Source organism: Streptomyces sp. NBC_01451, from assembly GCF_036227485.1.
Taxonomy (GTDB): Bacteria; Actinomycetota; Actinomycetes; order Streptomycetales; family Streptomycetaceae; genus Streptomyces.
Genome location: NZ_CP109479.1, coordinates 7049259 through 7074716, shown reverse-complemented (window position 1 = coordinate 7074716; position 25458 = coordinate 7049259). Strand labels below are relative to the sequence as shown.

Sequence of the window (25458 nt, the reverse complement as noted above, 5' to 3'; positions counted from 1 at the left end):
GCCCGCCCCCGCACGCCTTGGTCGTGCGCCGCCCCGGCCGGCGAGCCGCCCCGGACAGCGGCGGCCATGGGCGACGCGCCGTCCACCGGGCTTCGAGTGGGTTTCGAGGCCGCCCGGCAACGCTGAGCGCGCCACGAACCCGCTACCGACGGCGCTCAGAGCCCCGCTGCCGTGGGGCGGACGCGCCTTGGATCGAAGGAGGCGCGACGGTGAGTACGACTGATCGGACAGAGCGGAGCCGGGGCCCGCAGGCGGCCGGCCCCACCCGGGTGGCCCGCCCGGCTCCCCCGGCAGCCGCAGACGCGGCGCCCGTTCCCCGCCGGCCGACCGCGGTCGGCTGGGCCTACGCCATGGTGATCGTGGCGACGCTCGCCGCGATCGCGAGCAACGTCTTCGAGATCGCCCACCAGGTCGAGACCGGTGTCGCCGGCGCGGCGACCACGGGTGACCTGACCCTGACCATCGCCTTCTGCGCGCTGTTCGGCTTCTTCGCCGAGATGCTCCGGGCCGGCCGTCAGTGGGGCCGGGTGCTGCTCACCGTGTTCACCTCCCTGGGCCTGCTGTTCACCGGCCTCGGCCTCGCCCGGCTCGGCGGTCGCCCGCTGGTGGGCCCGCTCCAGGCGAGCCTCGCCGTGGCCAGCCTGATCCCGTCCGTCATCGGCCTCGTCCTGCTCTACGTCCCCTCCGTCAACCGGTGGATGGCGAGCGTGCGCGAGGACAGCCGGACGATCTCCCAGCGTCTGCGCAAGGCGGTCCTCACCGCCCATGTCGGCATCTCCGTGGGCTGGCTCGGTCTGGTCACCGGCATGTTCGCCATGTCGGTCGCGGGCGCCACCACCCACAACGCCGAGCAGCAGGCCGCGATGTACCGCACGATGTCGATGCTCGACGAGATCTTCCTCGGCATGACCAGCATGTTCGCCCTCATCACCGGCATCGTCGTGGGCGCGGGCACCAAGTGGCGCCTGCTGCACCGCAGATGGGTCGCCGTGAAGTTCTTCCTGACGATGGCCGTCATGATGCTCGGCTTCTCCGTCATCCACCAGCAGATCCTGCGCGCCAACGAACTCGTCGACGCGGGCGCCACGGTACGCGGCGGCGAACTCGACACCGTCGGCTGGACCATGGCCGGCTCGGCCCTCCTCGCCGTGCTCTGCCTGGTCTTCATGACGGCCGTCTCCACGTACAAGCCCTGGGGCCTGACCGACCGGGGACGCCGGCACTCCCCCGCGAAGTCCGCCCGTGCGTCTCGAAAGGACGACCGACAGTCATGACCACGATTCAGGACACCCAGGCCCTGCGCCACAGCCGCCTCCTGGGCGTCGGCACCTACCGGCCCGAACGGTCCGTACCGAACACCGAGATCGCCGAACGGACCGGACTCGACCCCGACTGGATAGAGAAGCGCTCGGGCATCCGCTCGCGCCGTTACGCCTCTCCGGAGGAGACCCTCCCGATGATGGCGACCGCCGCCGCCGAGAAGGCGCTCGCAGCCGCGGGCATCGGCGCGGACCAGCTCGGTACGGTCATCGTCGCCACCATCACCTCCATGGAGCAGATGCCCGCCGTGGCCGTCGAGGTCGCGCACCGGCTGCGTGCCGGGAAGGCCGCCGCCTTCGACGTCTCGGCGGCCTGCGCGGGCTTCTGCCACGCGGTCGCGCTCGCCGGCGACCTGGTCCGCATGGGCCGTACGGACTACGTCCTCGTCATCGGCACCGAGCGGATGACGGACATCCTCGACCACTCCGACCGCGACACCGCCTTCCTCTTCGCCGACGGCGCCGGCGCCGTGGTCGTGGGCCCCTCCGACGAACCCGGCATCGGACCGGTGGTCTGGCACGCCGACGGATCGCGCAACGCGGCACTGAAGATGACCTCACCCTGGCACGACGGCACGGGGACACGCCCGGACGCCCGTCCCGCGATCACCATGGCGGGCTGGAAGGTCTTCCGCTGGGCGACCAACGAACTCGTCCCCGCCACCCGGAAGATGCTCGACCTCGCGGGCGTCACCGTGGACCAGCTCGACGCGTTCATCCCCCACCAGGCCAACATGCTCATCACCGACTTCGTCGTCGAACAGCTGGGCCTGACCGAACGGACCGCCGTGGCCCGGGACATCGTCACCAGCGGCAACACCTCCGCCGCCTCCATCCCGCTCGCCATGGAGGAACTGCTGTCCGCCGGCCGCGCCCCCAGCGGCGGTCTCGCCCTCCTGGCCGGCTTCGGCGCCGGACTGGTCTACGCGGGCCAGGTGGTACGCCTGCCCTGACGGCCGCGCCCGCGCGGCACGACGGCACGACAGCGGGGACCCGGCCGACGTACCGACCGGGTCCCCGCTGTCGTGCCGTCCGCGTCCACGTGCGGGCTTCCGCCCACCGCACCGGCCCCCGGTCCACCCGCGGGCCCGCCGTCCGGGCACACGGCTGTGCCGTGAGGAGCGGTGCTCCTCACGGCACGGCCTGCGGTGGTCAGCGCGGTGTCAGTACCCCGCCTCCACCGCGAACAGGGCGAACGGGCTGGGCCGTTCGGTGTCCTGGTAGGGGCGCAGCGGCGAGGTGGTGCCGCGGTGTCCGGCGCCCGCCTCCCACTCCCGGAAGGCGGCCATGCTCTCCCACTCGCTGAGCACGGCGTACGCGCCGGAGTCGGCCATGTCGCGCAGCAGCTCGTTGGCGAGCAGACCGGGCGTGCCCGCCAGGTCCTTGCTGATCCGGTGGTACGCCTCCTCGACCTCCGGCACCTGCTCCGGCGTGGCCCGCAGGTGCAGCATGATCCGCACCCGGCCGGGCACCCCGCTCACGCGGCGACCTTCACCAGGTGCATCATCGCCAGCGACCCGCCCGTGCGGTACGGGTGCAGCTTCTCGCGGTGCCGTACGTGCTCGACGCTGCTCTCGAAGGCGAGGAAGGAGTCCCGGTCGGTCCAGTCGCTCACCACGTAGTAGACGGAGGCCTCCTTCGCGCTGCGCGCCAGGGTGTGGCCCAGGTTCGCGCGCTGGGCCGTGACCTCCTTGCTGCCCTCGGCCCACACCTTCTCGAAGTCCGCCTCCAGGCCCGCCTTGACCTCGACGGTCAGCAGCACCCGGAAGGTACCGGGCTGTACGGCCATCTCAGACACCCCCGTCGACGTGCAGGGTCTCCCCGTTGACATAGGTGGACAGCTCGCTGGCCAGGAACAGCACGGCGCCGGCGATCTCCTCGGGGCGCCCGAACCGGCCGAGCGCCATCATCCGGAGGTAGCGCTCGTTGTAGGCGGCGCGCTGCTCGTCGTTCAGCTCGTCGGGTGCCGAGGTGTCGATGACGCCGGGGGCCACGACGTTGAACCGGATGCCCTTGCCGCCGAGTTCCTTGCACAGCGTGCGGGTCAGGCCGACCAGGCCCGCCTTGGACGCGGTGTAGTGGCCCCGCAGGGGGATGCCCGCCATGGCGCCGCGCGAGCCGATGTTGATGACCGACGAGCCCTCGCGCAGCAGCGGCAGGGCCTTGCTGATCACCATGAACGGGCCGGTGAGGTTGGTGCTGATCACCCGCTCCCACTCCTCGAACGGCAGCTGGGCGAACGGGACCTGGCTGATCACACCCGCGTTGTTGACCAGCACGTCCAGCGTCTCGAACCGGGCCCGGACCTCCGTGAGCAGGGTCTCGACGCCCTCGGCCGTGCCGACGTCGGCGCGCACCAGCGCGTGCTCGCCGCCGATCTCCTTCAGCTCGCGGGCGAGGCTGTCCACGGCCTCGCCCTCCTGCCGGTAGCAGGTCACCACCGAGGCGCCGGCGTTCGCGAGCGCCAGCACCACGGCCCGCCCTATGCCTCGGCTACCGCCGGTGACCAGCGCGTTCTTTCCCACCAGTCGAAGCTGCATGCCATCCTCCGTTTCCTCGCGACCGCGGTCGCGCCGTGTGCCCATTGCTTGCTCGCCTGCTCGCTCTTTCGTCTGTTCGCCCGTTCGCCCGTTCGTCTGCGTCAGTGGGCGGCCGGGAGGGGGCGGCACTCCAGGACCGCCCAGCGGCCGGCGACCGGCTCGTTCACCAGCTCGAAGCCCGCGCTCGCGAGCAGCGCCCGCCACTGGGGCTCGCTGCGCTCCCGTCCGCCGAACCTGATGAGCATGTCCAGGTCGAGGAGCTTGCCGCGGTCCCACTCGTTGGCCGGTCCGACCAGGAACTCGCAGATGAGCAGCCGCCCATCGGGGGAACCGGCGAGGGCCTCGCGGATCCGGCCGAGGATCGCGGCGGCCCGCTCGTCGTCCCAGTCGTGCAGCACCGCCTTGAGCACGTACGCGTCCCGGCCGGCGGGCAGCTCCCCGAAGAAGTCGCCGGGCACCACCTCGACCCGGTCCGCGACACCCGCCTCGTCGAGGAGCTTGTGCGCCTCCCCCGCCACCGCCGGACGGTCGACGAGCGTGCCACGCACCTCGGGGTGGCGCCGGAGCACCTCGGAGAGGAAGAAGCCGCGCCCGCCCCCGACGTCGGCGATCCGGCCGAAGCGGCCGAAGTCGAAGCTGTCGAGCAGCATCCGGGCGGTGGCCCGGCTCATCCCGGTCATCGCGCGGTCGAACAGCGCCCCCGCCTGCGGGTCCTGCTCCAGGTGCTCGAAGAAGCCGTGCCCGTAGGCGGCCTCGAAGGCGGGCTCGCCGGTGCGCACGGTGTGCATCAGGGAGCCGTAGGACCGCCACAGCATCTCGTCGCCGTTGTACAGCACCATGTCCCGCTGGCTGCCGGGCACGTCGCTGCGCAGTACCTCGCCCATGTCGGTGAGCGCGTAGGTGCCGTCGGGCTGTTCGGCGAAGACACCGAAGGCCGCGGAGACACGCAGCACCCGCCCCAGCGAGTCCTCGTGGGTGCCGGTCCGTTCGGCGAGCTCGGCCACCGTGAGCGGGCCGCCGGCCAGCTCGTCGGCGATGCCCAGCTCGGCGACGACGTGCAGCACCCGGGATATCCGTTTGCCGTCGGTCAGCAGCAGCAGCCGTACGTGCGGCGGCAGCGCGGCGGTCATCGCCGGGCCGACCACTCCGGTCATGGTGTCCACACCTTCTCCTAGGTCAGATGAGCACGGCGGCGGCGCCGACGTTCGCCAGCAGCGCGGCGACGGCGAGCGCGCCCCGGACGCGGTTCCAGCGGATCCAGCGCTCACGCGGGTCGAGGCGGTCGAAGTCGGCGGGCAGCTCCAGCGGATCGAGCGTCGACAGCCACCTGTTGATCGGCACGTTCTTGGTGAGCGACACCGTCATGGCCGCCGCCAGCAGCAGCGCCCCGAGGGCCACGAGCAGCCGGACGGCGGCGGTGGGGCCCGTGGCGACCAGGGCGATGTCGCACAGCAGGCAGCTGAGCAGCGACAGCGGCATGAACGGGTCGAAGCGGGTGACGAGCCCCTTGTGCACGGGGACGTACATCCCGGTGGGCAGCGTGGTGAACAGCGGGGCCGCCAGCACGGAGATCGCGAGACCGCCGCCCGCGAGACCGCCGGCGAGCAGCGCCGCGGGCATCAGTACCTGGACCGGATCCACCACAGTCACCCTCCCGACCTGGCCGCCGCTCTGTGCGGCGGACCGCTGCCCCGACTCTGGGAGGGCCAGGTCGAAGGGGACTCGAAGACGGCTCGACAGGCCGGGCGCGGACCCGCGGAGCCCGCTGTCGAGCACCCCTCCACAGCGAATCGAGCAGGTGGGGGCAAGGTCGCCAGTACATCCACCACGGATCGGGAGTCGTGATGCTCAAGGAAATACTGACCGGGGTCGTGCTGATCGGAACGGGAACCGTCACGGGCATATTCGTGGCGGTTCTGGTCAGTGTGGGCCCCGCCATGTCGGTCATGGACCGCGCCGACTACCTGCGGGCCCACGCCCTGCTGGGCAAGGGCTACCACCCGCTGATGCCGATCCTCGTCAACGTCGTGACCCTCAGCGGGTTCTGCCTGGGCGTGCTCGCCGACGGACCGGGCCAGATACTCTTCCCGGCCGCGTCGGTGCTGCTCATCGGGGTGCAGGCCGTCTCACACCTCGGCAACGTGCCGATCAACCGCTCGCTGGCCGGGCTCGCCGCGGACGGCCCCTGGCAGGACCCCCGGCCGCTGTGGCGCGCCTGGCACCGACTGCGTACGGCACTGGCCGCGCTGGCCCTGGTCACCGTCACCGTGGCGGAACTCGCCACTCCCTGAAGCACCGCCGAGCACCGCCGAGCACCGCACCGAGCCCCCGGGGGACCCGGAGGCACCGGCAACCCGCCACTCCACGAAGGCCGGCCACGCGCCACACGCGTCGCCGAGGAGGAGAAACCCATGCCACTGAACGCCATCACCTACCGCGTCCGTCCCGGCCACGAGGACGAGCTCACGGAGGTCTTCGCACCGCACAACTTCAGCCGTGTCGACTCGCCCGTCATCAAGGACGCCTCCGGCGAGACGGTCGGGATGCTGCTCGGCACCGGTCTGTTCGTCCAGGGGGACAACCTGGTGCGGGTGATTCACCACGACGGTGTCTCGGCCGACCGGATCGCCCGGCACATGTCGGTGCAGAACGGGGTGCACGAGGCCGAGCGGGCGATCCTGCCGTACCTGGCCGAGTCCCGCGACACCGAGACCCCCGAGGGATTCCGGCGGCACTTCCACCGCAGCTTCATGACCGTGCTGGAACAGCACAGCCCCGACGAGCGGCCCGCGGCCGGCACGGTCGCCCTGCGCTATCCGCTGCGCCGGGGCGCGGGCGCGGAGCTGGCCGCCACCCGGGCCACCGCCAATCTCCGGGCGACGCTGCTGCTGTCGCCGGAGCATCCGTCGATCGTGCGCACGGCGCTGTTCCTGCACGAGGACACCCTGGTCCGCGTCGTCCAGTACGACGGCCACCCGTACGACGTCGTCGGCTATCTGACGGAACGCTGCTTCGGCACGGCGGCCGAGAGGTGGCTGGAGCCGTACCTGCTCGACGCCGTCCGGCCCGCCCACCCGGACGCGTATCTGGCCCTCGTGCACGAGCAGGCCATGCTGTCGATCGCGCACATGTCCGTGCTGGGCGTCGACTGACGGGCCCCGTCCGCCGCAGTCCCCGGCCGTCTTCGGCCGTACGACGGTGGACAGCACGGAAACCGCCGCCGGGCGCTGGTCCCGGCGGCGGTTTCCGTGTCTCTGCGGCACGGCGCGGTCGTCTCAGACCTCGGGGTGGTCGAACCACTCGCCGAGCTTGGTGCCCATCAGCGGGCTGCCGCGCAGCTTCAGCTTGCCCGTCAGGAAGGCCTTGGCGCCGGGCAGCTTGCCGACCCCCATCGCCATCATGTCGGGGAACTTGATCCCGATGGTGATGTCGGGGTTCTCGTGCCGGCCCTTGTCGCTCAGGCAGGTGCCGGCGTCGACCTGGACGTAGTGGAGCTTCGGCCCCTCACCGGAGGCGATCTCGAACTGGAAGACGCCCCCCTGGCCCTTGGCCTTCTCCGGGTTGAACTCCGACACCAGCAGCTCGAAGATCAGCGTCAGCGCGCCGTCCAGGCCGCCCTCCCGCTGGGCCACCACGGCCTCCAGCTCCTTGGCCGGCACCGACTCGACCAGCTCGATCAGCTCGGTCACCTGTTCCGCTTGCGTACTCATCGGTTCCTCCTCGTCCTAGGCTTCGGCCGGGGCGGCCGGTGACAGTTCGTGGAGCGGTTCGAGCAGCCGCATCTCGCCGCCCTCCCGCAGTGGCCAGAGCACCTTGAGGTACGCCTGCTGGTCGGCGCTCCGCTCGAAGGCCCGGAAGGACGGCTCGTCCGTCCAGTCCGTCAGTACGGTGTAGGTGCCGGGTTCGGCGGTGTCCCGCAGCAGTTGCTGGCCGTGGTTGTCGGGGAACCTGCGCACGGTCTCGGCGTGGCCGCGCCACAGCTCCTCGAACACGGCCTCCTTCCCCGGAACGATCCGGATCCGCAGCAGGACCCGCAGCCCGGCCCGCGCCGCCGTCACGAGCGCACCGCCGCCTGCGCGGCGGCCGTCTCCACCAGCCCCTTGATACGGGTCATCTCCCGGCGGGTGTTGGTGTTGAGCCGCTCGGTCATCTCCTTGTCGCCGAACGGCAGTCCGGCGCGGACGGCGAACTCCTGCCGCCAGCGCATCTCCACACCGCCGTCGGTCTCGGTGTAGGTCCAGAAGATGTCCATGTGCTCGAAGGGGCCGGTCTCGATCCGCCGCGCCCGCACGGTCCGGGTCTCCGGGTCCGGGGTGCGCTCGGAGACCCAGTTCCAGACGGCGCCGTTCTCGTCCGGGTGCAGGGTGAGCCGGAACCGTACGGTGGCGCCGTCGCGGCCGAGGATCTCGGCGGACGCGTACTCGGAGAACAGCCGGGGCCAGGACTCGACATCGTTCGTCATCGCCCAGACGAGCTCCATGGGCGCGTCGATGACGACGGTGTTCTCGGTGAACGCCATGTCAGACCGCCGAGAGGCTGGCGTTGACGTAGTCGATCACGTCCTGGGGCGAGTTCATGCCCTCGATGGCCTCGTCGGGTATCTGGAGGCTGTACTCGCGCTGGATCTGGCTGGCTATCTCCAGCACCGCGAGGGAGTCGTAGCCGATGTCGGTGAAGGCGGCGTCGAGGTTGTCCGCCCTGAGGTCGTCGACCTCACCGGTGCACCGGCTCATGACTGCCTTGAGGTCCTCGAAGGTCATGCTGGCACTCATGGGGTTCCTCCAATGGGGACAGGTGACTCGGGATGAAAGAGAGAGGATGAAAGAGAGGGTGAGAAGCGGTGCGGGCGTCAGCGGCCCGGCACCGCGGCGGTGCTGTGCGGGGCTACCGCACGGCCCGCAGCACCACGGCCGCGTTGAAGCCGCCGTAGCCGCGGCTCAGCACCAGCGCGGTGCGCAGCCGGGTCTCGCGGGGCCCGCCGACAACCAGGTCGAGCCGGTGCTCGGGGTCGGGGCGGACGTTGACCGACGGCGGGACGACCTGGTCGCGCAGCGCGAGGGCGGCGGCGGCCACGTCGAGCGCCGCTCCGCCGGCGTAGAGCCGGCCGGTCATGGTCTTGGGCACGGTCACCGGGACCGCCCCCGGGCCGAACACGGCGGCGAGCGCCTCGGCCTCCTGCCGGTCCAGCTCGGGTACGCCGTAGCCGTCGGCGAACACCACGTCGACGTCGGACGGCGCCAGCGAGGCGTCGGCCAGGGCGAGTTCGGCGGCCCGCCGGAGCCCGGGCGGGCGGGTGGAGCCGGGCCGCGGATCGAAGGTGGCGGCGTAGCCGGAGACCTCGGCGTAGATCCGCTCCACGTCCCGGGCACGGGCGTCGTCGTGGCTCTCCACGACGAAGATCGCGCCGCCCTCCCCCGGGACGTAGCCGCTCGCGTCGGCGTCGAAGGGCACGAACGCCCGCTCGGGCCGGTGCTCCTCGCTGAGCCGTCCGTTGGAGAGCTGGCAGACCAGCCCGTACGGGGACAGCGAGGCGTCGGTGCCGCCGGACAGCACCAGCCGGGTGCCCTTGGCGAGGACCCGCCGGGCCTGCGCCAGGACGTCCAGGCCGCCGGCCTGCTCCGAGCAGAGCACCCCGCACGGGCCGCGCATGCCGTGCCGGATGGACAGCTGCCCGGTGGTCGCCGCGTAGAACCAGGCGATGGACATGTACGCGCCCACGGCCTGCGGTCCCTCGCTGTACAGCTTCTGCAGTTCGCGCTGGCCGAACTCGACGCCGCCGGAGGAGTTGGCGGTGATGACGGCCATGTCCAGGTCGGCGAAGTCGTCGGGGACCACGGCCGCGTCGGCCAACGCCTCGTTGGTCGCGGCGAAGGCGTACTGCGTCATGACGTCGGTCTCGCTGACCAGGCGCTGCGGCGCGTGCTCCGACGGGTCGAAACCGGTGGCCTCGCCCGCGACCCGCACCGGGTAGCGGTCCGGGTCGAAGCGGCTGATCCGGCCGAGGCCCGACGTCCCGTCGAGGGTCGCCTGCCACCAGGCCTCGCGGTCCTGCCCGTTGGGCGCGACCACGCCCAGCCCGGTGATGACGGGGGCACTCACGAGATCCTCCTCGGAGAGGTGAGGACGACCGCGCTCTGGAAGCCGCCGAAGCCGCTGCCGACGCTGAGGACGACGTCGAGCCGCGCCTCCCGCGCGGTGCCCGGCACGTAGTCCAGGTCGCACTCGGGGTCGCGCTCCTCGTAGTTGGCGGTGGGCGGGATGGTGCCCCGGTCGATGGCCAGGGCGCTGGCCGCGATCTCGATCGAGCCGATGGACCCGAGCGAGTGCCCGACCATCGACTTGATGGAGCTGATCGGGACGCGGTACGCGTGCTCGCCGAGGCTGCGCTTGTACGCGGCCGTCTCGTGCCGGTCGTTCTGCTTGGTGCCGCTGCCGTGGGCGTTGGCGTAGTCGATCTCGTCGGGGTTGATCCGGGCCTCGTCGAGCGCGGCGGTGATCGCCTCACCCATCTCGCGGCCGTCGGGCCTGAGGCCGGTCATGTGGTAGCCGTTCGCGCGGGCCGAGTAGCCCACGACCTCGCAGTAGATCCGGGCGCCCCGGCGGCGGGCGTGCTCCAGCTCCTCGATCACGAAGACCGCGGAGCCCTCGCCCAGCACCAGCCCGTTGCGGCGCCGGTCGAACGGCCGGCACGCGTGCTCCGGGTCGTCGTTGCTGGTGGAGGAGGCGCGCAGGGTGTCGAAGCAGGACACGGTGACCGGGTAGATGGGCGCGTCCGTGGCACCGGCGATCATCACGTCGGCCGAGCCCTCCCGGATCAGGTCGACGGCGTACCCGACCGCGTCGATCCCGGCGCAGCACCCCGAGCTGACGACGGTCGCCGGCCCCTCGGCCCCGGACGCCCACGCCACCTCGGTCGCCAGCGAGCTGGACATCACGTACGAGTACAGGTGGGGCTTCATGTAGCCCTGGTCGACGAGCCACTGGCGGCCGTTGTCGCTGACGGTGCGGTACTCCTGCTCCATGGAGATGGCGTTGCCGACGCCGTTGCCGACGCTCACCCCCATCCGGTGCGGGTCCTCGGCGTCCATGTCGAGCCCGCTGTCGGCCATCGCCTCCCGGGTGGCGACCAGCGCGAACTGGCCCGCCCGGTCGGTGCGCCTGATCTCCTGGTACGACAGTCCGGCCAGCTCGGGGTCGAAGTCGCACTCGGCGCCGATCCGGCTGCGGAAGGGCGTCGGGTCGAAGAGGGTGATGCGCCGGGTCGCCGTCTGCCCTTTGACGATCATCTCCCAGAACGCCTCACGGCCCGGCTGCCCGGGGGCGACGACGCCGATGCCGGTGATCACCGCACGCCCGGTCATTCGACGCCTCCCACTTCGGGCAGCGTGCCCTCACCGGGCAGCGGTTCGCAGTCGACGTGGCCGAGTTCGGGACGCGGGGCGAGCGGGCTGAGGAAGAAGGAGACGAAGGCCTGCTCGTCGAACGGGTTCTCGATACGGTGTCGCACCCCGATCGGGACCATGAAGGACTCGCCGGGCTCCAGCACCAGCTCCCGGCCGTCGACGCGCAGCAGCAGCCGGCCCCGGACTGCGTAGAAGAACTCCTCGGAGTACTCGTGGTAGTGCTCGGAGACGAACTCGCCCGGCTCCAGGGTGCCGACGCCCATGAACCCCGAGGTCGCTCCGCAGGTCTTGGGGCTGAGCAGGACACGCAGGTCGCCGCCGCGCTTGCGGTTGGGCGGTACGTCGTCGATGGCGACCTTGATGAGGTCGGTGGTCTGCATAGGTGCTCCAGGTGGGGACGTGAGCCCGGGCCGCCTGGGGAGGGCGGGCCGGGATGCGGCGGACGTCTCGGGGCTCAGGGTGTCCAGGTGTAGAAGGACTCGGCCATCGAGTCCTTGGGCTCACGCCAGGTCGGGGAGTACGGCGTCATGAACTCCTGGAGCCGGGTGTTGATGTCCTCGTAGAGCGGGTGGCTGCGGGCCCGGTAGAGGTCCTTGTTGATGGGCTGCTCCGCCTCCACCAGGTGGAAGTAGAGGCCCTGGAAGCGGAAGAGGGTGCGGCGTTGGACGCCGATCATGTGGGGCAGCTCGGTCGCGTCGGACTCGGCGAAGAGCGCGGCCACCTTCTCGGCGTCGTCGTGGTCCATCCGCGCGACGATGAGCGTGCGATGCGCCATGGGGACTCCAATCGGGTTGTCGCCCGCGGACGGTGGGGCCGCCCGGGCTTCCGGCGGGTCCGTAAGCGGTTCGGACCTGCCGCTTTTGATGCTGGACGGGATTGCTTGAGGCCTCGTCCAGAGCAACTCGACGTCAGATTTGAGCCGTTCTGTGAAGCGTCTCGGGCCGCGCCCCGTGAGACGTCCCCCGGGGCGCTTTGCGAGAGGTTCCGCGGAACAGGAGCAGCGCGGTGACCGTGGCCGCGGTCGCGAAGGACGCCAGATACGCCCACAGCGGCACCACGCCCACGAGGTGCGAGAGCTGGCCGCCGACCCCGGCGCCCAGCGCGGCCCCCAGGTAGAAGAGGCCCATCATGCGGCTGCCGTGCCCCTCCGGCGCGCTCTCCGCCGTGGTGCTCAGCCCGACCGGCCCGAAGACCAGCTCGCCGCACGTCATGCACAGGAAGGCCCCCAGCAGCCAGAGCGCGGAGACCAGGACCCCGCCGTCGTCCGCGAACCAGGCACCGGCCGAGAGCACGGCGAAGCCGCCGGCCGCGCACAACAGCCCGGCGGAGAACTTCCGTACCGTGTCCGTCCCGGCCGCGAGCCGCAGCCAGAGCCAGGCGAAGAGCGGGGCGAGCAGCAGCAGGAAGAGCGGATGCGCGGACTGGAACCAGCTGGCCGGGACCCTGAACCCGGCGATGTCGCGGTCGGTGTGCTCGCGCGCGAACAGGCTGAACACCGAGCCGAGTTGGCCGTACATCGCCCAGAACAGCACCGACGGTACGAAGATCCTGCGGTAGCCGCGGATGCGTTCGCGCTCGGCCGGGTCCAGCTTCGCCCCGCGCAGCAGCCGCCGGAAGTACCAGACGGGCGCCACCAGCGAGGCCAGCCCGCACAGCGCGAGCACCGGCCGCAGCGGCAGCCCGCCGGCCAGCGCGACCCCGGTGACCAGCAGGACCGCCCCGGCCAGCGCCGCCCAGGCGACGCGCACCAGGCGGCGCAGTGCGGCGGGCGGCAGCGGGTGGGCGGGGCCGGTGCGGGTGCCACGCAGGGTGGGGGCGCCGTGCAGGTACTGCAGGACACCGAAGACCATGCCGACACCGGCGGCGCCGAAGCCGAGGTGCCAGTTGACGCGTTCGCCCAGGGCGCCCGTGACCAGCGGGCCGACGAGCGCGCTGACCTGGACGCTCATGTAGAAGACGGAGAACGCCGCCTGCCGCTGGGCGCTGCCCGCTCCCGGGTTCATCTGGTCGAACATCACCGGCAGGTTGGGCTTCAGCAGCCCCGTACCGCAGGCGACCAGCAGCAGGCCCAGATAGAACGTGGTGTGGGTGGGCACGGCCATACAGGCGTGCCCGGACGCGATGACGAGGGCGCCGGACAGCATGGCCCGGTGCGTGCCGAGGACCCGGTCGCCGAGCCAGCCGCCGGGCATGGCGGCGAGGAACGACGCGGAGATGTAGAGCCCGAAGAGCGCGCCGGCGGTGCCGTCCGCCAGCCCGAGCCCGCCCTCGGCCGTCGGCGCGGTGGCGTAGAGGAACAGCAGGGCCTGCATGCCATAGAAGCTGAAGCGCTCCCACATGTCGGTCATGAACAGGGTGCTGAACCAGCGCTCGCGGAACAGCGCGCGGACGGGGCGGGTGCCGGGGTCGGGGGGCGGAGCGGGGACCTTGGCGTTCCGCGGGGTGTGCTCCGAGGTGTCGGGTGAGGTGTTCCGCGAGGTGTCGGGTGAGGTGTTCGGTGAGGTGGTCATCCGCGCGCGCTCACAGGGCGATTCCGCCGTCGATCTGCACCACTTGGCCGGTGATGTAGTCGGCGGCGTCGGAGAGCAGGAACGCGACGAGTTCGGCGACGGACCCGGGGGTGCCGAAGCGGCCCATGGCGACCTTGCCGAGGGCGGCCTCGCGGGCCTTGGCCGCCATGCCGTCGAGCATGTCGGTGTCGATGAAACCGGGCGCCACGGCGTTGACCCGCACCCCGTAGGGGGCGACCTCCTTGGCGAGGGCGCGGGTGAGGCCGTTCAGTCCCGCCTTGGCCGTCGCGTAGTTGGTCTGGCCGGGGTTGCCGTACACGCCGATCACGGACGATACGTTCACGACCGCGCCGGCCCTGCGGGTGATCAGGCCGCGCAGCACGGCGCGGCACATGTGGAAGGCACCGTCCAGGCTGGTGCCGACCACCGAGTGCCAGTCCCCCTCCGACATCAGTGCCATGGGACGGTCCTTCAGGACACCGGCGCAGTTGACCAGCGCGTACGGCGGCACGCCGAGCTTCTCCTCGGTCCCGTCGACGAACGCGCGGACCGCCGCCGGGTCCGTGACGTCGCAGACGGCGTGGTGGACGGCGGCACCGGCCTCGGCGACGAGCCGGGTGGTCTCCAGGGCCGCCTCGTCGGCGGACCGGGAGCAGAACCCGATGTCGTAGCCCGCCTCGGCGAGCCGTACCGCGACCGCGCGTCCGATGCCCCGCGATCCTCCGGTCACCAACGCGCAACGTCTCTCGGTCATGACGTGACCCTCCTGTGCGTGACTTGCGGGCCGGGCCGCTGCCCTGGCCGCCGAAAGCGTCGAAAGCATCGGGCAGGAGGCTCAAGGCAGACTCGAAGGGCACCCGGCACGCTGCGTGCATGGTGGAGAACCTCTTCGAACAGAACCTGCTCTGGGCCGTGCTGGCGGCGGTCTTCTGGGGCTTCGCGTCCCGCGGCGCCCGCCGTCTGCCGACCCGGGCCACGACGCGCTCCCTCGGGCGCCGGACCCGCCTCGGTCTGGTCCTGCTGACCGTGTCCCTGCTGGTGCTGGCGCTGCGCGTCGCGCTGGCCGTCGCCCTCGCGGGTACGGCGGGCTGGCTCGCGGGCGCCGACTTCGTCCTGTTCGCGGCCGTCCCCCTGACGGTGGCGGGCACGGCGGTCGCGGTCCTCACGCTCCCGGCGTACTGGCGTCTGACGCGCACCCCGGCACCTGGGTCGCCCGGGCCGCGTACGCCGATGACGGCACCCGAGGCACCCGCTACGGCCACGACATCTCCGACCGCCGAGCCCGCCCGGACACCGGCCACGACCGTTCCCCACCCGCGGCCCCACACATCGCCCGCCCGCGCCGAAGACCGCGCCCCGGGCCGGCTCGCCACGACCCCGGGCCGACCCGGCCGCCCCACCACGACCGCGCCGTACCCACTGCCGGAGGCGTCGGCCGGACACGTGAACGGCAACGGCAGCGCCGCGGCCGACCCGGGTGAGCCGGGTGAGCCGGGCGTCCGCCCAGCGCTACGACTCGCCGCCGTCTCCACACCGCCGGAGGCGTCCGCCGGACGCGGGAGCGACAGCACGGCGGGGGACCCTGACGTACCGGATGCGGCAGATGCAGCGGATGTACCGGCCGTCCCCGTGGAGCTCCGGCTCGCCGCCGCCTCCTGGCAGGTCGTCGTGCCCGTGCGGGTCTGTTTCCTGGCCGCGCTGTTCGCCGCCGGGCTCACGTTGCATCCGCCGGCCCCTCCGTACGGCGGGCTCTTCGTCCTCGAAATGGTTCTGCTGGTCCTCGCCGCCTCGGGGCTCGTGCTGTGGCAGCAGCGGTGGCGGGCGGTCGTGGGCGCGCCCGGCTGGCGGCGGCCGTCGCGGGCGCGGCGGCTGGTGCGCTCGACGGCCACGCTGACCGCCTTCGCGGTGCTCGTCACGGGCGGCTGGGCCCTGGCCGCCGAGCGGAGCCGACTGCCGGAGCGGATGGGCCAGGACCACCACACGCACGCGTACGACACCGGTGGCGGTCCGTCGGCCGGACAGGCGCCGGCACGTGATCTCACCGGCCTCACCGGCCCCCGTACCGGCACCCCCGACCGGCGCTTCACCCTCACCGCGACCGCCCGCACGATGCGGCTGGCGTCGGGCGAGAAGGTGGCCGCCCTCGCCTTCAACGGACAGCTCCCCGGACCCGAACTCCGCATGCGGAAGGGTGAGTTGGTGGAGGTCGTCCTCGTCAACCGGAACGTCGGCGACGGAGTCACCCTCCACTGGCACGGCGTGGACGTCCCGGCCGCCGAGGACGGCGTGGCCGGGGTGACGCAGGACGCCGTGATGCCCGGCGAGCGGCACGTGTACCGGTTCCGGCCGCCCCGCGCGGGCACCTTCTGGTACCACACGCACCAGCAGTCCAGCGCGGCCGTGGCACGGGGCCTGTTCGGCGCGCTGGTCGTGGAGGAGCCCGGTGCGCGCCCGGCGGGCGTGGACCGTACCGTCGTCGCCCACGCCTGGAGCGTCGAGGGCGCGAAGGGGTCCTCGACCGGCGGTCGCCCCGGCGGCGGAGGCGCGCTCAGCGGCCGGAACGGCATCGGTGGCCTCCTGCGCACCGCCTTCGGCGACGACACCCGGACCCGGCGCGAGCGGGTCCCGGCCGGCACCCCGGTCCGGCTGCGCCTGGTGAACGCCGACAGCTGCCCCCGTACCTACTCGCTCTCCGGTACGCCCTTCAAGGTCGCCGCCATCGACGGCAACGACGTGTCGGAGCCCACCGAACTGCGCGGCACCCGGCTGCGTGTCGCGGGCGGCGGCCGGTACGACGTGACGTTCCGCCAGCCCGACGGCCCCGTCCACCTCACCGTGGTCGGCGACGCCAACGCCACCAGCGCCAGCCACGGAACCGAGGGCTGCGGCGAGGACGGCGCCTACGGAGCGGGCCAGGTGGAGACGGCGTCCCTGCTGCTCGACCCCACCGGCTCCGCCGGACCGCCGCCCACGTCCACGGGCCCTCTCTTCGACCCCCTGGACTACGGCTCCCCTACGACCACGACGGGCACGGCGGGCACGACCACGACCGACGCGGCCCCGACCTTCGGCCCCGGCACCCGCTACGACCGTGACTTCCACCTGGTCCTCGGCAACAGCCTGGGCTTCTTCAACGGGCGGCCCATGGTGCTGTGGACCGTCAACAACGCCGTCTACCCGGACATCCCCGCCCTGCTCGTCCGGGAGGGCGACCTGGCCCGTGTCTCCTTCGTCAACCGCAGCCTCGACGACCACCCCATGCACCTGCACGGCCACCGGATGCTCGTCCTGTCCAGGAACGGGCAGCGGGCGACCGGCAGCCCCTGGTGGACCGACACCCTGAACATCGCGCCCGGCGAACGGTTCGAGGTCGCCTTCCGCGCCGACAACCCCGGCCTGTGGATGGACCACTGCCACAACCTGGACCACGCCCGGGACGGCATGGTCCTGCACCTGGCCTACGACGGCGTCACCACCCCCTACGAGGCGGGCAGCTCCACCGGCAACCTGCCCGAATGATCCGCCAGATCCGCCTGATCCGCGGCAGTCTCTGCGGCCTCTTCGGCCTCCGTCTGCCCGAGCAGCAGTTCGCGTGCCGCGCGGACCGCGCGCCGGTCCTCCTCGGGTCCCAGGGCCCGGGGAGGCAGCGTGGCGACGACCGCGCTGCGGCCCGAGCGCACGGCCCGGTGCCCCCGGGCGATGACCGCCAGGCTCTGGGCCGGCCCGGCCTCGACGAGGAGCCGGTCCCCGTCGTCCAGCACGCGCTCCAGCGTCGGCCAGAACAGCACGGGAGCGGTCGGCTGCCCCGCCCAGAACGCGGCCCCGGTGGCCTCCCGCGCACCGAGCGGTCGCGTGGTGTAGGCCGAGTACAGCGTCGTACGGGGCGGGGCGAGCGGAAGCCCCTCGATGAGCGCCTCGGTCTCGGCGACCAGCGGCGCCAGCACCGGACTGTGGTACGGGGTGCGGGTGGCGAGCCGCCGGAAGGTCCTGCCGTCCGCCGTCAGCCTGCGCGCCACCGTGTCCAGCGGGGCTGCCGGGCCCGAGAGCACCGTGTGCCGGGGCGCGTTCACCGCGCCCACCACGACCCCGGCCCCCAGGTATCCGGCGAGTTCCTCACGCGCCGCGGCGACCGCGAGCATCCCGCCCGCCGGTGTGCTCCGCTGCCGCAGGACGCGTTCCCACAGCAGCCGGACCGCGTCGTCGAGCCGGAAGACCCCGGCGAGCACGGCGGCGGCGAACTCGCCCATGCTGTGCCCGAGATACGCCGCCGGGCGCACCCCCCAGCTCTCGACCAGCCGCCCCATCGCGTAGTCCACGGCGAACAGCAGGGGGGCGGAGCGGATGTCGGCCTCCATCGGGACGGCGGGCCGCTCGGCCAGCCAGTCGTTCCTGGCGGCCTCGCCCTCCGCGCCGAGCCGGGCCAGGACGGAGTCGACCGCGTCGGTGAAAACGGCTTCGTGGCCGTAGAGCCCGGCCGCCATCTGCGTGTGCTGCGCTCCTGTTCCCGGGAACATCAGGACGACGGAGCGACGGTGAAGGTGTGTCATGACACCAGGCTGGACCGCACGGATCGAGCCGCTCTCCACCGGCTCTCGCGCAAGCCGTCGAGTACGCCTTGAGCGGCCGGGCGCACGCTGCACCACATGAGCGTTGTCGACGAAACGACCTCGGCGTCGGTGACCACCCGGAACGCGGCGGGCACCGCCACCGCCGTCCCGGCGGGCACCGACGTCTCCGGTAGCGGTCATCTGCGCGACCGCGTCACAGAACTCGCCGAACTGAACGAGACCCTACGGCGCGGCCCGAGCGAGCGGGCGACCGAGGCCCAGCACGCCAAGGGGAAACTGACCGCCCGCGAACGCCTGGAACTCCTCTTCGACGCGGGCACGTTCGCCGAGATCGAGGAGCTGCGCCGGCACCGCGCCACCGGTTTCGGCCTGGAGGACCGGCGCCCCCACACCGACGGCGTCGTCACGGGCTGGGGCCGGGTGGACGGCCGCACGGTGTTCGCGTACGCCCATGACTTCCGGATCTTCGGTGGTGCCCTCGGCGAGGCGCACGCCCAGAAGATCCACAAGCTGATGGACCTGGCCGAGAGCGCGGGCGCACCCATCGTGGGCCTGTGCGACGGCGCGGGCGCCCGGATCCAGGAAGGGGTCACCGCCCTCGCCGGCTACGGCGGCATCTTCACCCGGAACGTACGCAGTTCGGGGGTCATCCCGCAGATCAGCGTGATCCTGGGGCCGTGCGCGGGCGGCGCCGCCTACTCCCCCGCGCTGACCGACTTCGTGTTCATGGTGCGCGGCACCGGACAGATGTTCATCACCGGCCCCGACGTCGTCCAGGCGGTCACCGGCGAGGCCGTCACACACGAGGTCCTGGGCGGCGCCGACACCCACGCGACACTCTCCGGCGTGGCGCACTTCGCCTACGACGACGAGAGGTCGTGCCTCGACGACGTACGGCATCTGCTGTCCCTGCTGCCGTCCAACAACCGTGAACTGCCCCCGGCGCAGCCCACGTCCGACCCGCCCGACCGGCGCGGCGAGACGCTGCTGGACCTGGTGCCGGCGGACCCCGGGCAGGCGTACGACATGCGGGCCGTGATCGCCGAGATCACCGACGACGGTGACTTCTTCGAGGTCCAGGAGGACTGGGCGACCAACGTCGTGTGCGCGCTGACACGGCTGGACGGCCAGGTCGTGGGCATCGTGGCCAACCAGCCGGCGTCGTTCGCGGGCGTGCTCGACATCCGCGCCTCCGAGAAGGCCGCCCGGTTCGTGCAGACCTGCGACGCCTTCAACATCCCGCTCGTCACCCTCGTCGACGTGCCCGGCTTCCTGCCCGGCGTCGACCAGGAACACGGCGGCATCATCCGGCACGGCGCAAAACTCCTGTACGCCTACTGCAACGCCACCGTGCCGCGCGTCCAGCTGATCCTGCGCAAGGCCTACGGCGGCGCGTACATCGTGATGGACTCCCGCTCCATCGGCACCGACGTCTCCCTGGCCTGGCCGAGCAACGAGATCGCCGTGATGGGCGCGGAGGGCGCCGCCAACATCGTCTTCCGGCGTGAGATCGCCGCCGCCGCGGACCCGGAGGCGACCCGCGCCCGCCTGGTCAAGGAGTACCGCACCGAACTGATGCACCCTTACTACGCGGCCGAGCGCGGCCTCGTGGACAGCGTGATCGACCCGGCCGAGACGCGGGCCCGTCTGATCGGTGCGCTGTCGATGCTCCGCGCCAAACACGCGCCGCTCCCGGCCCGCAAACACGGAAACCAACCCCAGTGAGCGGCCCGACCGTCCGCGTCGTCCGCGGAGCCCCGGGGGCGGAGGAACTGGCCGCCCTGCTCATGGCCCTGCACGCCATGAGCGCACCCGCCCCGGCCATCGGGCCACCGCCCCCATCGGCGGCCCCCTGGCCCCGCCCGACCACCCCTCTCACGACACCGGCCCCGGCATGGTCCACCCGCGGCCGACCGGCCTGGCAGGGCGCGTAGGGCCACCCGCAACCACACTGGGATCGAGCCCGGCGAAAGCCACGTCCGCCGTGTCGCGCCGGAACCAGGCTCCGCGTACGCCACGAAACCCAGTCACCGGTGATCGGTGGAGTGCAGCACCGCTTCCGGGAACAGGACGCCGTCGGGCGGGGCCAGGGGGCCGCCGTTGTGCGCGGCGGACTTCCCGGTCGCCGAGGAGATGGTCGCCGACATCAGTCACAAGGGCCGAACACACCGGCAAGCACAAGGATCCCGGCCGGGAACCGCGCCGCAGGCCGCGGGCGACCCACAACCGCTACCGCGTAGCACGGCGCCTGTTCACCGCCCTGAGCCTGGCCGAGATCGCCTGCACCTCGACCGCCCCGGGGAAACCATTCAGACAAGTTTTCCGGACAACTGGGCCAGGGCCGGCCTGGTGGCCTCGATGTGGTCGGCGGCGGTGTTGGAGCCCGCGTTGCCGGGGGCCGCAGCAGGTCCACGACGGGCTCGCCGGACCCGCCGCGGCCGTGGACTGGTAGCCGTAGGAAAAAACGGGTGAGCCCCCAGCGCCATGCGACGCCGGAGGCTCACTCACACGCACAGCCCCGAAGGCCGGTTCACCTCACCCGAACGCCAGCTTGTCGTTCCACCCGGACCCGATGACCGTCTTCACCGGCGAGTTGGCCCAGTTGGTCGCCGGGTGCCAGATGGACATGTGCCCGTCCGACGCGAACCGGCCCCAGATGTCCGGGATCCCGTCCTCGTTGATGTCCGGGATGCCGATCGCCGCGCTGACGTTGGCCTCCGTCCAGGTGACGCCGAAGGACTCGTCGCCGTTGACGGCGTTCGAGCCCAGCATCAGGGAGTTGAGGTCGACGCTGCCCGTCACCGCGCCCGGCTTTCCGCGGCGGAGGTACAGGTTGCCGTTGTCGAGGTTGCGCCAGAGCAGGTCGGCCACGCCGTCCTTGTTCATGTCGGCGAGGTTGACGATGTCGCGGCGGGACCAGGCGTCGGGGTTCATCATCGTCGCCGTCTGGATGCTGCCGCCGGTGTAGCCGGAGAGGACCCAGAAGCCCGCGGCGGCACGACCGGCGCCAACCTGCAGAACCACAAGGGATTCCTCGGCAAGACCAGGGACGACGCCTCCGGCTACCAGCCGCTCGGCGCCCGTTTGTACGACCCGGTGGTCGGACGCTTCCTGTCCGTCGACCCGGTGCTCGATGTGAACGACCCGTTGCAGGCCAACGGGTACGCCTACGCGCAGAACAACCCGGTGACGTACTCCGACCCGACCGGTCTGGCGATCAGCCTGAGCGCCTCGGAGAAGGCGGCTGCCCTCGCCGGCGCGGGTCTGTCCGCGGCGCAGGTCGCGCAGGCACAGTCCATGATGGTCAAGTCTCTGACCTCGGTGATCCTGGCGATCGCCTGGGGGACGCTCAAGGACTTCATCGGCATCAACGACGCGATGGCCTGCTTCGGCGGTGACATGTGGTCGTGCGGCAGCATCATCCTGGACGCCATTCCGTGGACGAAGCTGGGCAAGATCCAGTCGGTCCTGAAGGCGATCAACCGCACCATCGACGCCATCCAGGCCTTCAAGGCCGCCAAGAGGGCCGCGGAAGCCGTCCTCAAGGCGGCCAAGGCCGCCGAGGCCGCCGCACTGCGGGCCAAGAAGGCGGCCATCGAGAAGGCGAAGAGGGAGGCCGCGCAAAGGGCCAAGAAGAAGGCGGCCGAGGCCGCCAAGAGAAGAGCAGATGCGGCGGCCACCGCGAAGCGGAAGACGGGTAACGCGGCGCAGAAGCAGGCGCAGGCCAAGGCGGCTCCGAAGGCTTCCTCCCACTCCGGAAAGGGCGGCGGAGGCGGCTCCGGCAAGGGCGGTGGCGGCGGATCGGGCAAGGCCGACGGTTCCTCCCGCAGCAAGGCCGGCACCAGCGGCGGAGCCGGCTCCGGCAAGTCCGACGGCGGTGGCTCCGGGGGCGGTTCCGGGGGCGGCTGCAACAGCTTCGTGCCCGGCACGAAGGTGCTGATGGCCGACGGCTCCACCAAGGCAATCGAGAAGGTGAAGGTCGGCGACAAGGTCGTCGCCACCGACACGAAGACCGGGGAGACCCGGATCGAGACGGTCTCCGCGGAGATCGCGGGCAAGGGCCTCAAGCACCTGGTCAAGGTCACGATCGATGTCGACGGCAAGGCCGGCTCGAAGACAGCTGAGGTCACCGCGACCGACGGCCACCCCTTCTGGGTCGAGGAACTCGGCAAGTGGATCAAGGCCGCCGATCTCGAGACCGGTGAGTGGCTGCGGGCCAGCACAGGCACCTACGTCCGGATCGCCTCGATCCAACGCCGGACCACTCGCAACGCCACGGTCCACAACCTGACCGTCTCCGACGTCCACACGTACTACGCGCTCGCCGGTGCGACGCCCGTCCTGGTTCACAACGACGGTGGCAGTGATCCGCACGTCTGCGAGATCGGAGGCGAGCCGTCCGACGCCCTGCTCGACCGGGCCGACGAAAGTGCCGGTACGACCAACGTCGCTTCGGAAGTGTTCACGGCCGACGGGCAGCACAGCGGTCTCGGCATCAGCATGAACAGGTCGCTCGACGACCTCACCCCGAATGTGCGGACGGCGGTTCAGCTGACCGGCCACCACGGTGGGTGCGGGGAGATCGGCGCACTGTGCGATCTTGAGAGTCGTGGTCTGCCGATCGGAGGAGCCAGGACGCAGTCCGTCGACGTCCGAGGCGGGTCCCAGGGCTATGGGTGGGATCGTCATGGCGTGTCTCGGGAGATGTGCCCCAACTGCTCGGAGTCTCGTGGAACGGCGAATATCTGGACATGTTCGCCGACTTCGCGGAATTCGTGGAGACGGTGACGCTCTGGTCGACGATGCGGGGATGGACGGCCATGGAGAGTGCCGGACTCCGGTTCTCCGATGCCGTGGAGGTCATCTCCCGAGGGAGGTCTCACCCGGTGACAGGTGGGAGCATCACCCGATGGGTGCGCTTCGACGACGCGGCCGTCCTGGAGGAGCCGTATCTGACCGGCACATCGGGCCGCCCACCACGGGTTCATGTCGTGGTGGCGGACCCCGAGCTGCCGGCCCGGTCCGGATTCGTCGAGTCCGATCCGTACGCCAAGTTCTCGACGATCGGCCGGGGGTTCCCCGAACTCCCGGCCCGCTGGGTCTGAGACCTGTTCCTGAACACACGACCCGACGGGCCGGTCCCGGAGGATGAAGGGGAAGCCCTGCCGTATCGCTTTCGGCAGGGCTTCCCGCGTCGCCGGTGGCGGTCGGGTGACGCCCAGAACCCAAGGAGACATTCGGCGGGGCCTTGCGGCATAGCCGTTCAACCTACGAAAAGGGCCCCTGACCTGCGAATTCGCTGGTCAGGGGCCCTGGGTTGGGCAGACGAGCCGGGCTGTACGCACCGTCGTCCCCCACCCCCGTCCGGCTCCGCTATCAGCTGCCCCCCTGGCGGTCAGGCGCTGGTGCATGCCCTGCGGCCGTTACGCAGGGCATGCGACGAGGCTTGAGCACAGGATGGTGCTGGACGGGTCCCGGCGTCTTCACGCCGTGAAACCCGGGGTCAGACCGGCAGGTGGAACTGCTGGTTGGTGGTGCCGGTGCAGGACCAGATCTGCAGCCGGGCGTTGTTGGCGGTGGACATCTCGGTGACGTCCAGGCACTTGCCCGAGGCCGGGTTGACCAGGGTGTCCCCGTTGCCGCGCTGCCAGACCTGGGCGGCGGTGCCCTTGCAGTCATACAACTGCACCTTGGTACCGTCCGCCGTGCCTGCGGCGGTGACGTCCATGCACTTGCCGAGCGCTCGGAGGGTACCGTCGCCGCCCACGGTCCACTGCTGGGCGGCGGTGCCGTTGCAGTCGTACATCTGGACGGCGGTGTTGTTGGTGCTGTTGGCTGCGGCGATGTCCACGCACTTGCCTCCGAGGCCGGTGATCGGTCCGGTGGGCAGCTGGGTGTTGGGCATCACCGGGTTGTTCGCGTTGGTCAGCGTCTCCCAGGCCACGAACAGGTAGTTCGTGCCGGCGGGGCGGCTGCCCTCGGTCAGGGCCTGGGTGTTGGCCATGGCGACTCCCTGCCTCGTGTGCAGGGCGTTGAACCCGGTCTCGGTGACCGGGCCGAGGCCGCGCTCGAGCGGTCCTTTGCCGCACAGGTTCGCCGGTTCCGGAGCCGCGCGGAGTTCCTGGGTGGCCTGCCATCCGAGAGCCTGCCGCAGGCGCTCTCCCACCTGCGGATAGAGATCCGTGCCCTGCATGAGTGCCGTTTCGGCGATGTGGGACATCGAGGCGATGCTGTAGCCGGTGTGTACGAAGTCCCGGCAGGTCTCCTGCGTCATCCCGGTGATGTACCGGGTCGCCGTCTCCCAGTTGAAGCTGCCGTCCGGGCTCGGGTGCGGTGTCGGCCCGTCGGATGCGAGGTAGACGAAGGCGGGAACGCGTGCGAGGTACTGGCTGACGGCCTTGTCGAAGGTGACTCCGTCGTTGGTGAAGACGGCGATCCCGATCGATGCCTCGGCCTCGATGAGGTCCCAGTTGCTGGTCCTGTCGTCGCCGTTCACCACGACGGGCAGGTAGACCGACCGCAGCATGTTCGCGAAGCGACCCGCGTTCGGCCAGTTCTGGTACTGGTACTTGATGAGTTCGGCTGCCTTGACCCACGAGGCGGCCGACCACGCCGTCTGGATGCCCGTGTTGGCGCCCGTGTGGCTCGTGATCGTGGACGACCAGGCGTCCATGATCTGGATCGACTTCTGGGCATACCGTTCGTCACCGCTGATGGCCCACGCCAGCGCGTCGGTGTACGCGGCGATGGCGTCCTGCCGTTCGTCGGTGCAGCCGTTGTTCGGATTGCTGCTCTGGCCGCAGTTGACGACAGGCCGGGGCGCCGGCACACGCGAGAGCGAGGCCAGCGGATCGCCGACCATGTCGTCGTAGGCGGCCTTCCAGGGAGCGGCACCCTGCTGGACCTTGGTCCGCACGAACTCCAGTTGCGTCGAGGTGATGTTGACCCCCGGGTGCGCGAAGGTCTGCGGAGCGAACTGCTGGGCGGCCAGGGGCGTCGGCGCGCTCGGTGCTGCCGACGCCGTGGTCGTCGACGTGGCTGAGAGACACAGAAGTCCTGACACTGCCGCCAAAGCACAGCGTCTCAGCATCGTGCTCATGTGGGGGAGTTCCCGTCTG

Annotated in this window: 26 protein-coding genes and 2 pseudogenes; 9 read left to right on the top strand and 19 right to left on the bottom strand. The window is 71.5% G+C overall.

Annotated features, from left to right (window positions below; translation table 11 throughout):
• Nucleotides 1-209 precede the first annotated feature (209 nt).
• Both OG595_RS31085 and OG595_RS31080 read left to right on the top strand, forming a co-directional pair.
• Entirely contained in the window at nucleotides 210-1274 is a 1065-nt protein-coding gene (locus tag OG595_RS31085) for a hypothetical protein (protein ID WP_329277723.1), read from the top strand.
• Complete coding sequence (locus tag OG595_RS31080; protein ID WP_329277721.1) at nucleotides 1271-2272, top strand: beta-ketoacyl-ACP synthase 3; 1002 nt, start codon at nucleotides 1271-1273, stop codon at nucleotides 2270-2272. The genes OG595_RS31085 and OG595_RS31080 overlap by 4 nt, the downstream gene beginning before the upstream one ends.
• Nucleotides 2273-2482: 210 nt before the next feature.
• On the opposite strand, the gene OG595_RS31075 is transcribed toward OG595_RS31080, so the two are convergent.
• The 5 genes from OG595_RS31075 to OG595_RS31055 form a co-directional block, all read right to left on the bottom strand.
• Nucleotides 2483-2800 (bottom strand): antibiotic biosynthesis monooxygenase family protein, encoded by a 318-nt coding sequence (locus OG595_RS31075; protein ID WP_329277719.1) that lies wholly within the window; start codon nucleotides 2798-2800, stop codon nucleotides 2483-2485.
• Nucleotides 2797-3108, bottom strand: a complete 312-nt coding sequence (locus OG595_RS31070; RefSeq protein ID WP_329277716.1) for an antibiotic biosynthesis monooxygenase family protein — start codon at nucleotides 3106-3108, stop codon at nucleotides 2797-2799. The genes OG595_RS31075 and OG595_RS31070 overlap by 4 nt, the downstream gene beginning before the upstream one ends.
• Before the next feature lies 1 nt (nucleotide 3109).
• A complete protein-coding gene (locus tag OG595_RS31065) occupies nucleotides 3110-3859 on the bottom strand; it encodes an SDR family NAD(P)-dependent oxidoreductase (RefSeq protein WP_329277714.1) in 750 nt (249 codons plus the stop codon).
• Between the two features lie 101 nt (nucleotides 3860-3960).
• Nucleotides 3961-5013, bottom strand: a complete 1053-nt coding sequence (locus OG595_RS31060) for a methyltransferase (protein WP_329283371.1) — start codon at nucleotides 5011-5013, stop codon at nucleotides 3961-3963.
• A gap of 22 nt (nucleotides 5014-5035) precedes the next feature.
• Nucleotides 5036-5500 (bottom strand): anthrone oxygenase family protein, encoded by a 465-nt coding sequence (locus tag OG595_RS31055; protein WP_329277712.1) that lies wholly within the window; start codon nucleotides 5498-5500, stop codon nucleotides 5036-5038.
• A gap of 203 nt (nucleotides 5501-5703) precedes the next feature.
• Here OG595_RS31055 and OG595_RS31050 point away from each other — a divergent pair, with 203 nt between their 5' ends.
• Both OG595_RS31050 and OG595_RS31045 read left to right on the top strand, forming a co-directional pair.
• The gene (locus OG595_RS31050) at nucleotides 5704-6150 is read left to right on the top strand and encodes a DUF1772 domain-containing protein (protein WP_329277710.1); all 447 of its coding nucleotides are present in this window, start codon (nucleotides 5704-5706) and stop codon (nucleotides 6148-6150) included.
• A gap of 120 nt (nucleotides 6151-6270) precedes the next feature.
• A complete protein-coding gene (locus OG595_RS31045) occupies nucleotides 6271-7011 on the top strand; it encodes a SchA/CurD-like domain-containing protein (RefSeq protein ID WP_329277708.1) in 741 nt (246 codons plus the stop codon).
• 123 nt (nucleotides 7012-7134) lie between these two features.
• Here OG595_RS31045 and OG595_RS31040 read toward each other — a convergent pair whose 3' ends face one another.
• The 10 genes from OG595_RS31040 to fabG all read right to left on the bottom strand — a co-directional run bounded on the left by OG595_RS31040 (nucleotide 7135) and on the right by fabG (nucleotide 14526).
• Nucleotides 7135-7569: an SCP2 sterol-binding domain-containing protein gene (locus tag OG595_RS31040; RefSeq protein WP_329277706.1), complete on the bottom strand. Its 435-nt coding sequence runs from the start codon at nucleotides 7567-7569 to the stop codon at nucleotides 7135-7137.
• A 15-nt stretch (nucleotides 7570-7584) separates the two neighbouring features.
• On the bottom strand, nucleotides 7585-7917 hold the full coding sequence (locus tag OG595_RS31035) for an antibiotic biosynthesis monooxygenase family protein (RefSeq protein WP_329277704.1): 333 nt from the start codon (nucleotides 7915-7917) through the stop codon (nucleotides 7585-7587).
• On the bottom strand, nucleotides 7914-8378 hold the full coding sequence (locus tag OG595_RS31030; protein ID WP_329277702.1) for an SRPBCC family protein: 465 nt from the start codon (nucleotides 8376-8378) through the stop codon (nucleotides 7914-7916). Before OG595_RS31030 ends, OG595_RS31035 begins: the two co-directional genes overlap by 4 nt.
• Nucleotide 8379: 1 nt before the next feature.
• On the bottom strand, nucleotides 8380-8631 hold the full coding sequence (locus tag OG595_RS31025; RefSeq protein WP_329277700.1) for an acyl carrier protein: 252 nt from the start codon (nucleotides 8629-8631) through the stop codon (nucleotides 8380-8382).
• 112 nt (nucleotides 8632-8743) lie between these two features.
• Entirely contained in the window at nucleotides 8744-9958 is a 1215-nt protein-coding gene (locus OG595_RS31020) for a ketosynthase chain-length factor (protein WP_329277698.1), read from the bottom strand.
• Nucleotides 9955-11220: a beta-ketoacyl-[acyl-carrier-protein] synthase family protein gene (locus OG595_RS31015; RefSeq protein WP_329277696.1), complete on the bottom strand. Its 1266-nt coding sequence runs from the start codon at nucleotides 11218-11220 to the stop codon at nucleotides 9955-9957. The genes OG595_RS31020 and OG595_RS31015 overlap by 4 nt, the downstream gene beginning before the upstream one ends.
• Nucleotides 11217-11642 carry a cupin domain-containing protein gene (locus tag OG595_RS31010; RefSeq protein ID WP_329277694.1) on the bottom strand — a complete coding sequence of 142 codons (426 nt, stop codon included), beginning with the start codon at nucleotides 11640-11642 and terminating at the stop codon, nucleotides 11217-11219. The genes OG595_RS31015 and OG595_RS31010 overlap by 4 nt, the downstream gene beginning before the upstream one ends.
• A 74-nt stretch (nucleotides 11643-11716) precedes the next feature.
• Nucleotides 11717-12037 (bottom strand): TcmI family type II polyketide cyclase, encoded by a 321-nt coding sequence (locus OG595_RS31005; RefSeq protein ID WP_329277693.1) that lies wholly within the window; start codon nucleotides 12035-12037, stop codon nucleotides 11717-11719.
• 133 nt (nucleotides 12038-12170) lie between these two features.
• Nucleotides 12171-13772, bottom strand: a complete 1602-nt coding sequence (locus OG595_RS31000; protein ID WP_329277691.1) for a peptide MFS transporter — start codon at nucleotides 13770-13772, stop codon at nucleotides 12171-12173.
• Nucleotides 13773-13782: 10 nt separating this feature from the next.
• On the bottom strand, nucleotides 13783-14526 hold the full coding sequence (gene fabG, locus OG595_RS30995) for a 3-oxoacyl-ACP reductase FabG (RefSeq protein WP_329277689.1): 744 nt from the start codon (nucleotides 14524-14526) through the stop codon (nucleotides 13783-13785).
• 119 nt (nucleotides 14527-14645) lie between these two features.
• On the opposite strand from fabG, the gene OG595_RS30990 reads away from it, so the two are divergent.
• Nucleotides 14646-17291 (top strand): multicopper oxidase domain-containing protein, encoded by a 2646-nt coding sequence (locus OG595_RS30990; RefSeq protein ID WP_329277687.1) that lies wholly within the window; start codon nucleotides 14646-14648, stop codon nucleotides 17289-17291.
• Here OG595_RS30990 and OG595_RS30985 read toward each other — a convergent pair.
• Nucleotides 17252-18319 carry an acyltransferase domain-containing protein gene (locus OG595_RS30985; protein WP_329277685.1) on the bottom strand — a complete coding sequence of 356 codons (1068 nt, stop codon included), beginning with the start codon at nucleotides 18317-18319 and terminating at the stop codon, nucleotides 17252-17254. The two genes, OG595_RS30990 and OG595_RS30985, sit on opposite strands and share 40 nt — an antisense overlap.
• 96 nt (nucleotides 18320-18415) lie before the next feature.
• On the opposite strand from OG595_RS30985, the gene OG595_RS30980 reads away from it, so the two are divergent.
• The gene (locus OG595_RS30980; protein ID WP_329277683.1) at nucleotides 18416-20065 is read left to right on the top strand and encodes an acyl-CoA carboxylase subunit beta; all 1650 of its coding nucleotides are present in this window, start codon (nucleotides 18416-18418) and stop codon (nucleotides 20063-20065) included.
• A complete protein-coding gene (locus OG595_RS30975; protein WP_329277681.1) occupies nucleotides 20062-20274 on the top strand; it encodes an acyl-CoA carboxylase epsilon subunit in 213 nt (70 codons plus the stop codon). The genes OG595_RS30980 and OG595_RS30975 overlap by 4 nt, the downstream gene beginning before the upstream one ends.
• A gap of 601 nt (nucleotides 20275-20875) precedes the next feature.
• Here the strand turns inward: OG595_RS30975 and OG595_RS30970 are convergent.
• A complete protein-coding gene (locus OG595_RS30970) occupies nucleotides 20876-21364 on the bottom strand; it encodes a hypothetical protein (protein ID WP_329283655.1) in 489 nt (162 codons plus the stop codon).
• Between OG595_RS30970 and OG595_RS30965 the strand changes: the two are divergent.
• Both OG595_RS30965 and OG595_RS30960 read left to right on the top strand, forming a co-directional pair.
• Nucleotides 21314-23128 (top strand): annotated as a pseudogene (locus OG595_RS30965) (polymorphic toxin-type HINT domain-containing protein); the annotation flags it as partial. The gene OG595_RS30970 and the pseudogene OG595_RS30965 sit on opposite strands and share 51 nt — an antisense overlap.
• Nucleotides 23092-23445, top strand: a complete 354-nt coding sequence (locus tag OG595_RS30960; RefSeq protein ID WP_329277679.1) for a hypothetical protein — start codon at nucleotides 23092-23094, stop codon at nucleotides 23443-23445. The pseudogene OG595_RS30965 and the gene OG595_RS30960, both read left to right, overlap by 37 nt.
• 398 nt (nucleotides 23446-23843) lie before the next feature.
• Here the strand turns inward: OG595_RS30960 and OG595_RS45440 are convergent, their stop codons facing one another.
• Nucleotides 23844-24245, bottom strand: coding sequence for a ricin-type beta-trefoil lectin domain protein (locus OG595_RS45440; protein ID WP_443073372.1), 402 nt, complete (start codon nucleotides 24243-24245; stop codon nucleotides 23844-23846).
• A 3-nt stretch (nucleotides 24246-24248) separates the two neighbouring features.
• Nucleotides 24249-25439: pseudogene (locus OG595_RS30955) on the bottom strand (alginate lyase family protein); the annotation flags it as partial.
• Nucleotides 25440-25458: the final 19 nt, after the last annotated feature.

Coding starts and splice junctions, on each gene's coding strand:
- OG595_RS31080 (WP_329277721.1), top strand. CDS start 1,271: ATGACCACGATTCAGGACACCCAGGCCCTGCGCCACAGCCGCCTCCTG.
- OG595_RS31070 (WP_329277716.1), bottom strand. CDS start 3,108: ATGGCCGTACAGCCCGGTACCTTCCGGGTGCTGCTGACCGTCGAGGTC.
- OG595_RS31065 (WP_329277714.1), bottom strand. CDS start 3,859: ATGCAGCTTCGACTGGTGGGAAAGAACGCGCTGGTCACCGGCGGTAGC.
- OG595_RS31060 (WP_329283371.1), bottom strand. CDS start 5,013: ATGACCGGAGTGGTCGGCCCGGCGATGACCGCCGCGCTGCCGCCGCAC.
- OG595_RS31050 (WP_329277710.1), top strand. CDS start 5,704: ATGCTCAAGGAAATACTGACCGGGGTCGTGCTGATCGGAACGGGAACC.
- OG595_RS31045 (WP_329277708.1), top strand. CDS start 6,271: ATGCCACTGAACGCCATCACCTACCGCGTCCGTCCCGGCCACGAGGAC.
- OG595_RS31040 (WP_329277706.1), bottom strand. CDS start 7,569: ATGAGTACGCAAGCGGAACAGGTGACCGAGCTGATCGAGCTGGTCGAG.
- OG595_RS31030 (WP_329277702.1), bottom strand. CDS start 8,378: ATGGCGTTCACCGAGAACACCGTCGTCATCGACGCGCCCATGGAGCTC.
- OG595_RS31025 (WP_329277700.1), bottom strand. CDS start 8,631: ATGAGTGCCAGCATGACCTTCGAGGACCTCAAGGCAGTCATGAGCCGG.
- OG595_RS31015 (WP_329277696.1), bottom strand. CDS start 11,220: ATGACCGGGCGTGCGGTGATCACCGGCATCGGCGTCGTCGCCCCCGGG.
- OG595_RS31010 (WP_329277694.1), bottom strand. CDS start 11,642: ATGCAGACCACCGACCTCATCAAGGTCGCCATCGACGACGTACCGCCC.
- OG595_RS31005 (WP_329277693.1), bottom strand. CDS start 12,037: ATGGCGCATCGCACGCTCATCGTCGCGCGGATGGACCACGACGACGCC.
- OG595_RS31000 (WP_329277691.1), bottom strand. CDS start 13,772: ATGACCACCTCACCGAACACCTCACCCGACACCTCGCGGAACACCTCA.
- fabG (WP_329277689.1), bottom strand. CDS start 14,526: ATGACCGAGAGACGTTGCGCGTTGGTGACCGGAGGATCGCGGGGCATC.
- OG595_RS30990 (WP_329277687.1), top strand. CDS start 14,646: ATGGTGGAGAACCTCTTCGAACAGAACCTGCTCTGGGCCGTGCTGGCG.
- OG595_RS30985 (WP_329277685.1), bottom strand. CDS start 18,319: ATGACACACCTTCACCGTCGCTCCGTCGTCCTGATGTTCCCGGGAACA.
- OG595_RS30980 (WP_329277683.1), top strand. CDS start 18,416: ATGAGCGTTGTCGACGAAACGACCTCGGCGTCGGTGACCACCCGGAAC.
- OG595_RS30960 (WP_329277679.1), top strand. CDS start 23,092: ATGTTCGCCGACTTCGCGGAATTCGTGGAGACGGTGACGCTCTGGTCG.
- OG595_RS45440 (WP_443073372.1), bottom strand. CDS start 24,245: ATGCCCAACACCCAGCTGCCCACCGGACCGATCACCGGCCTCGGAGGC.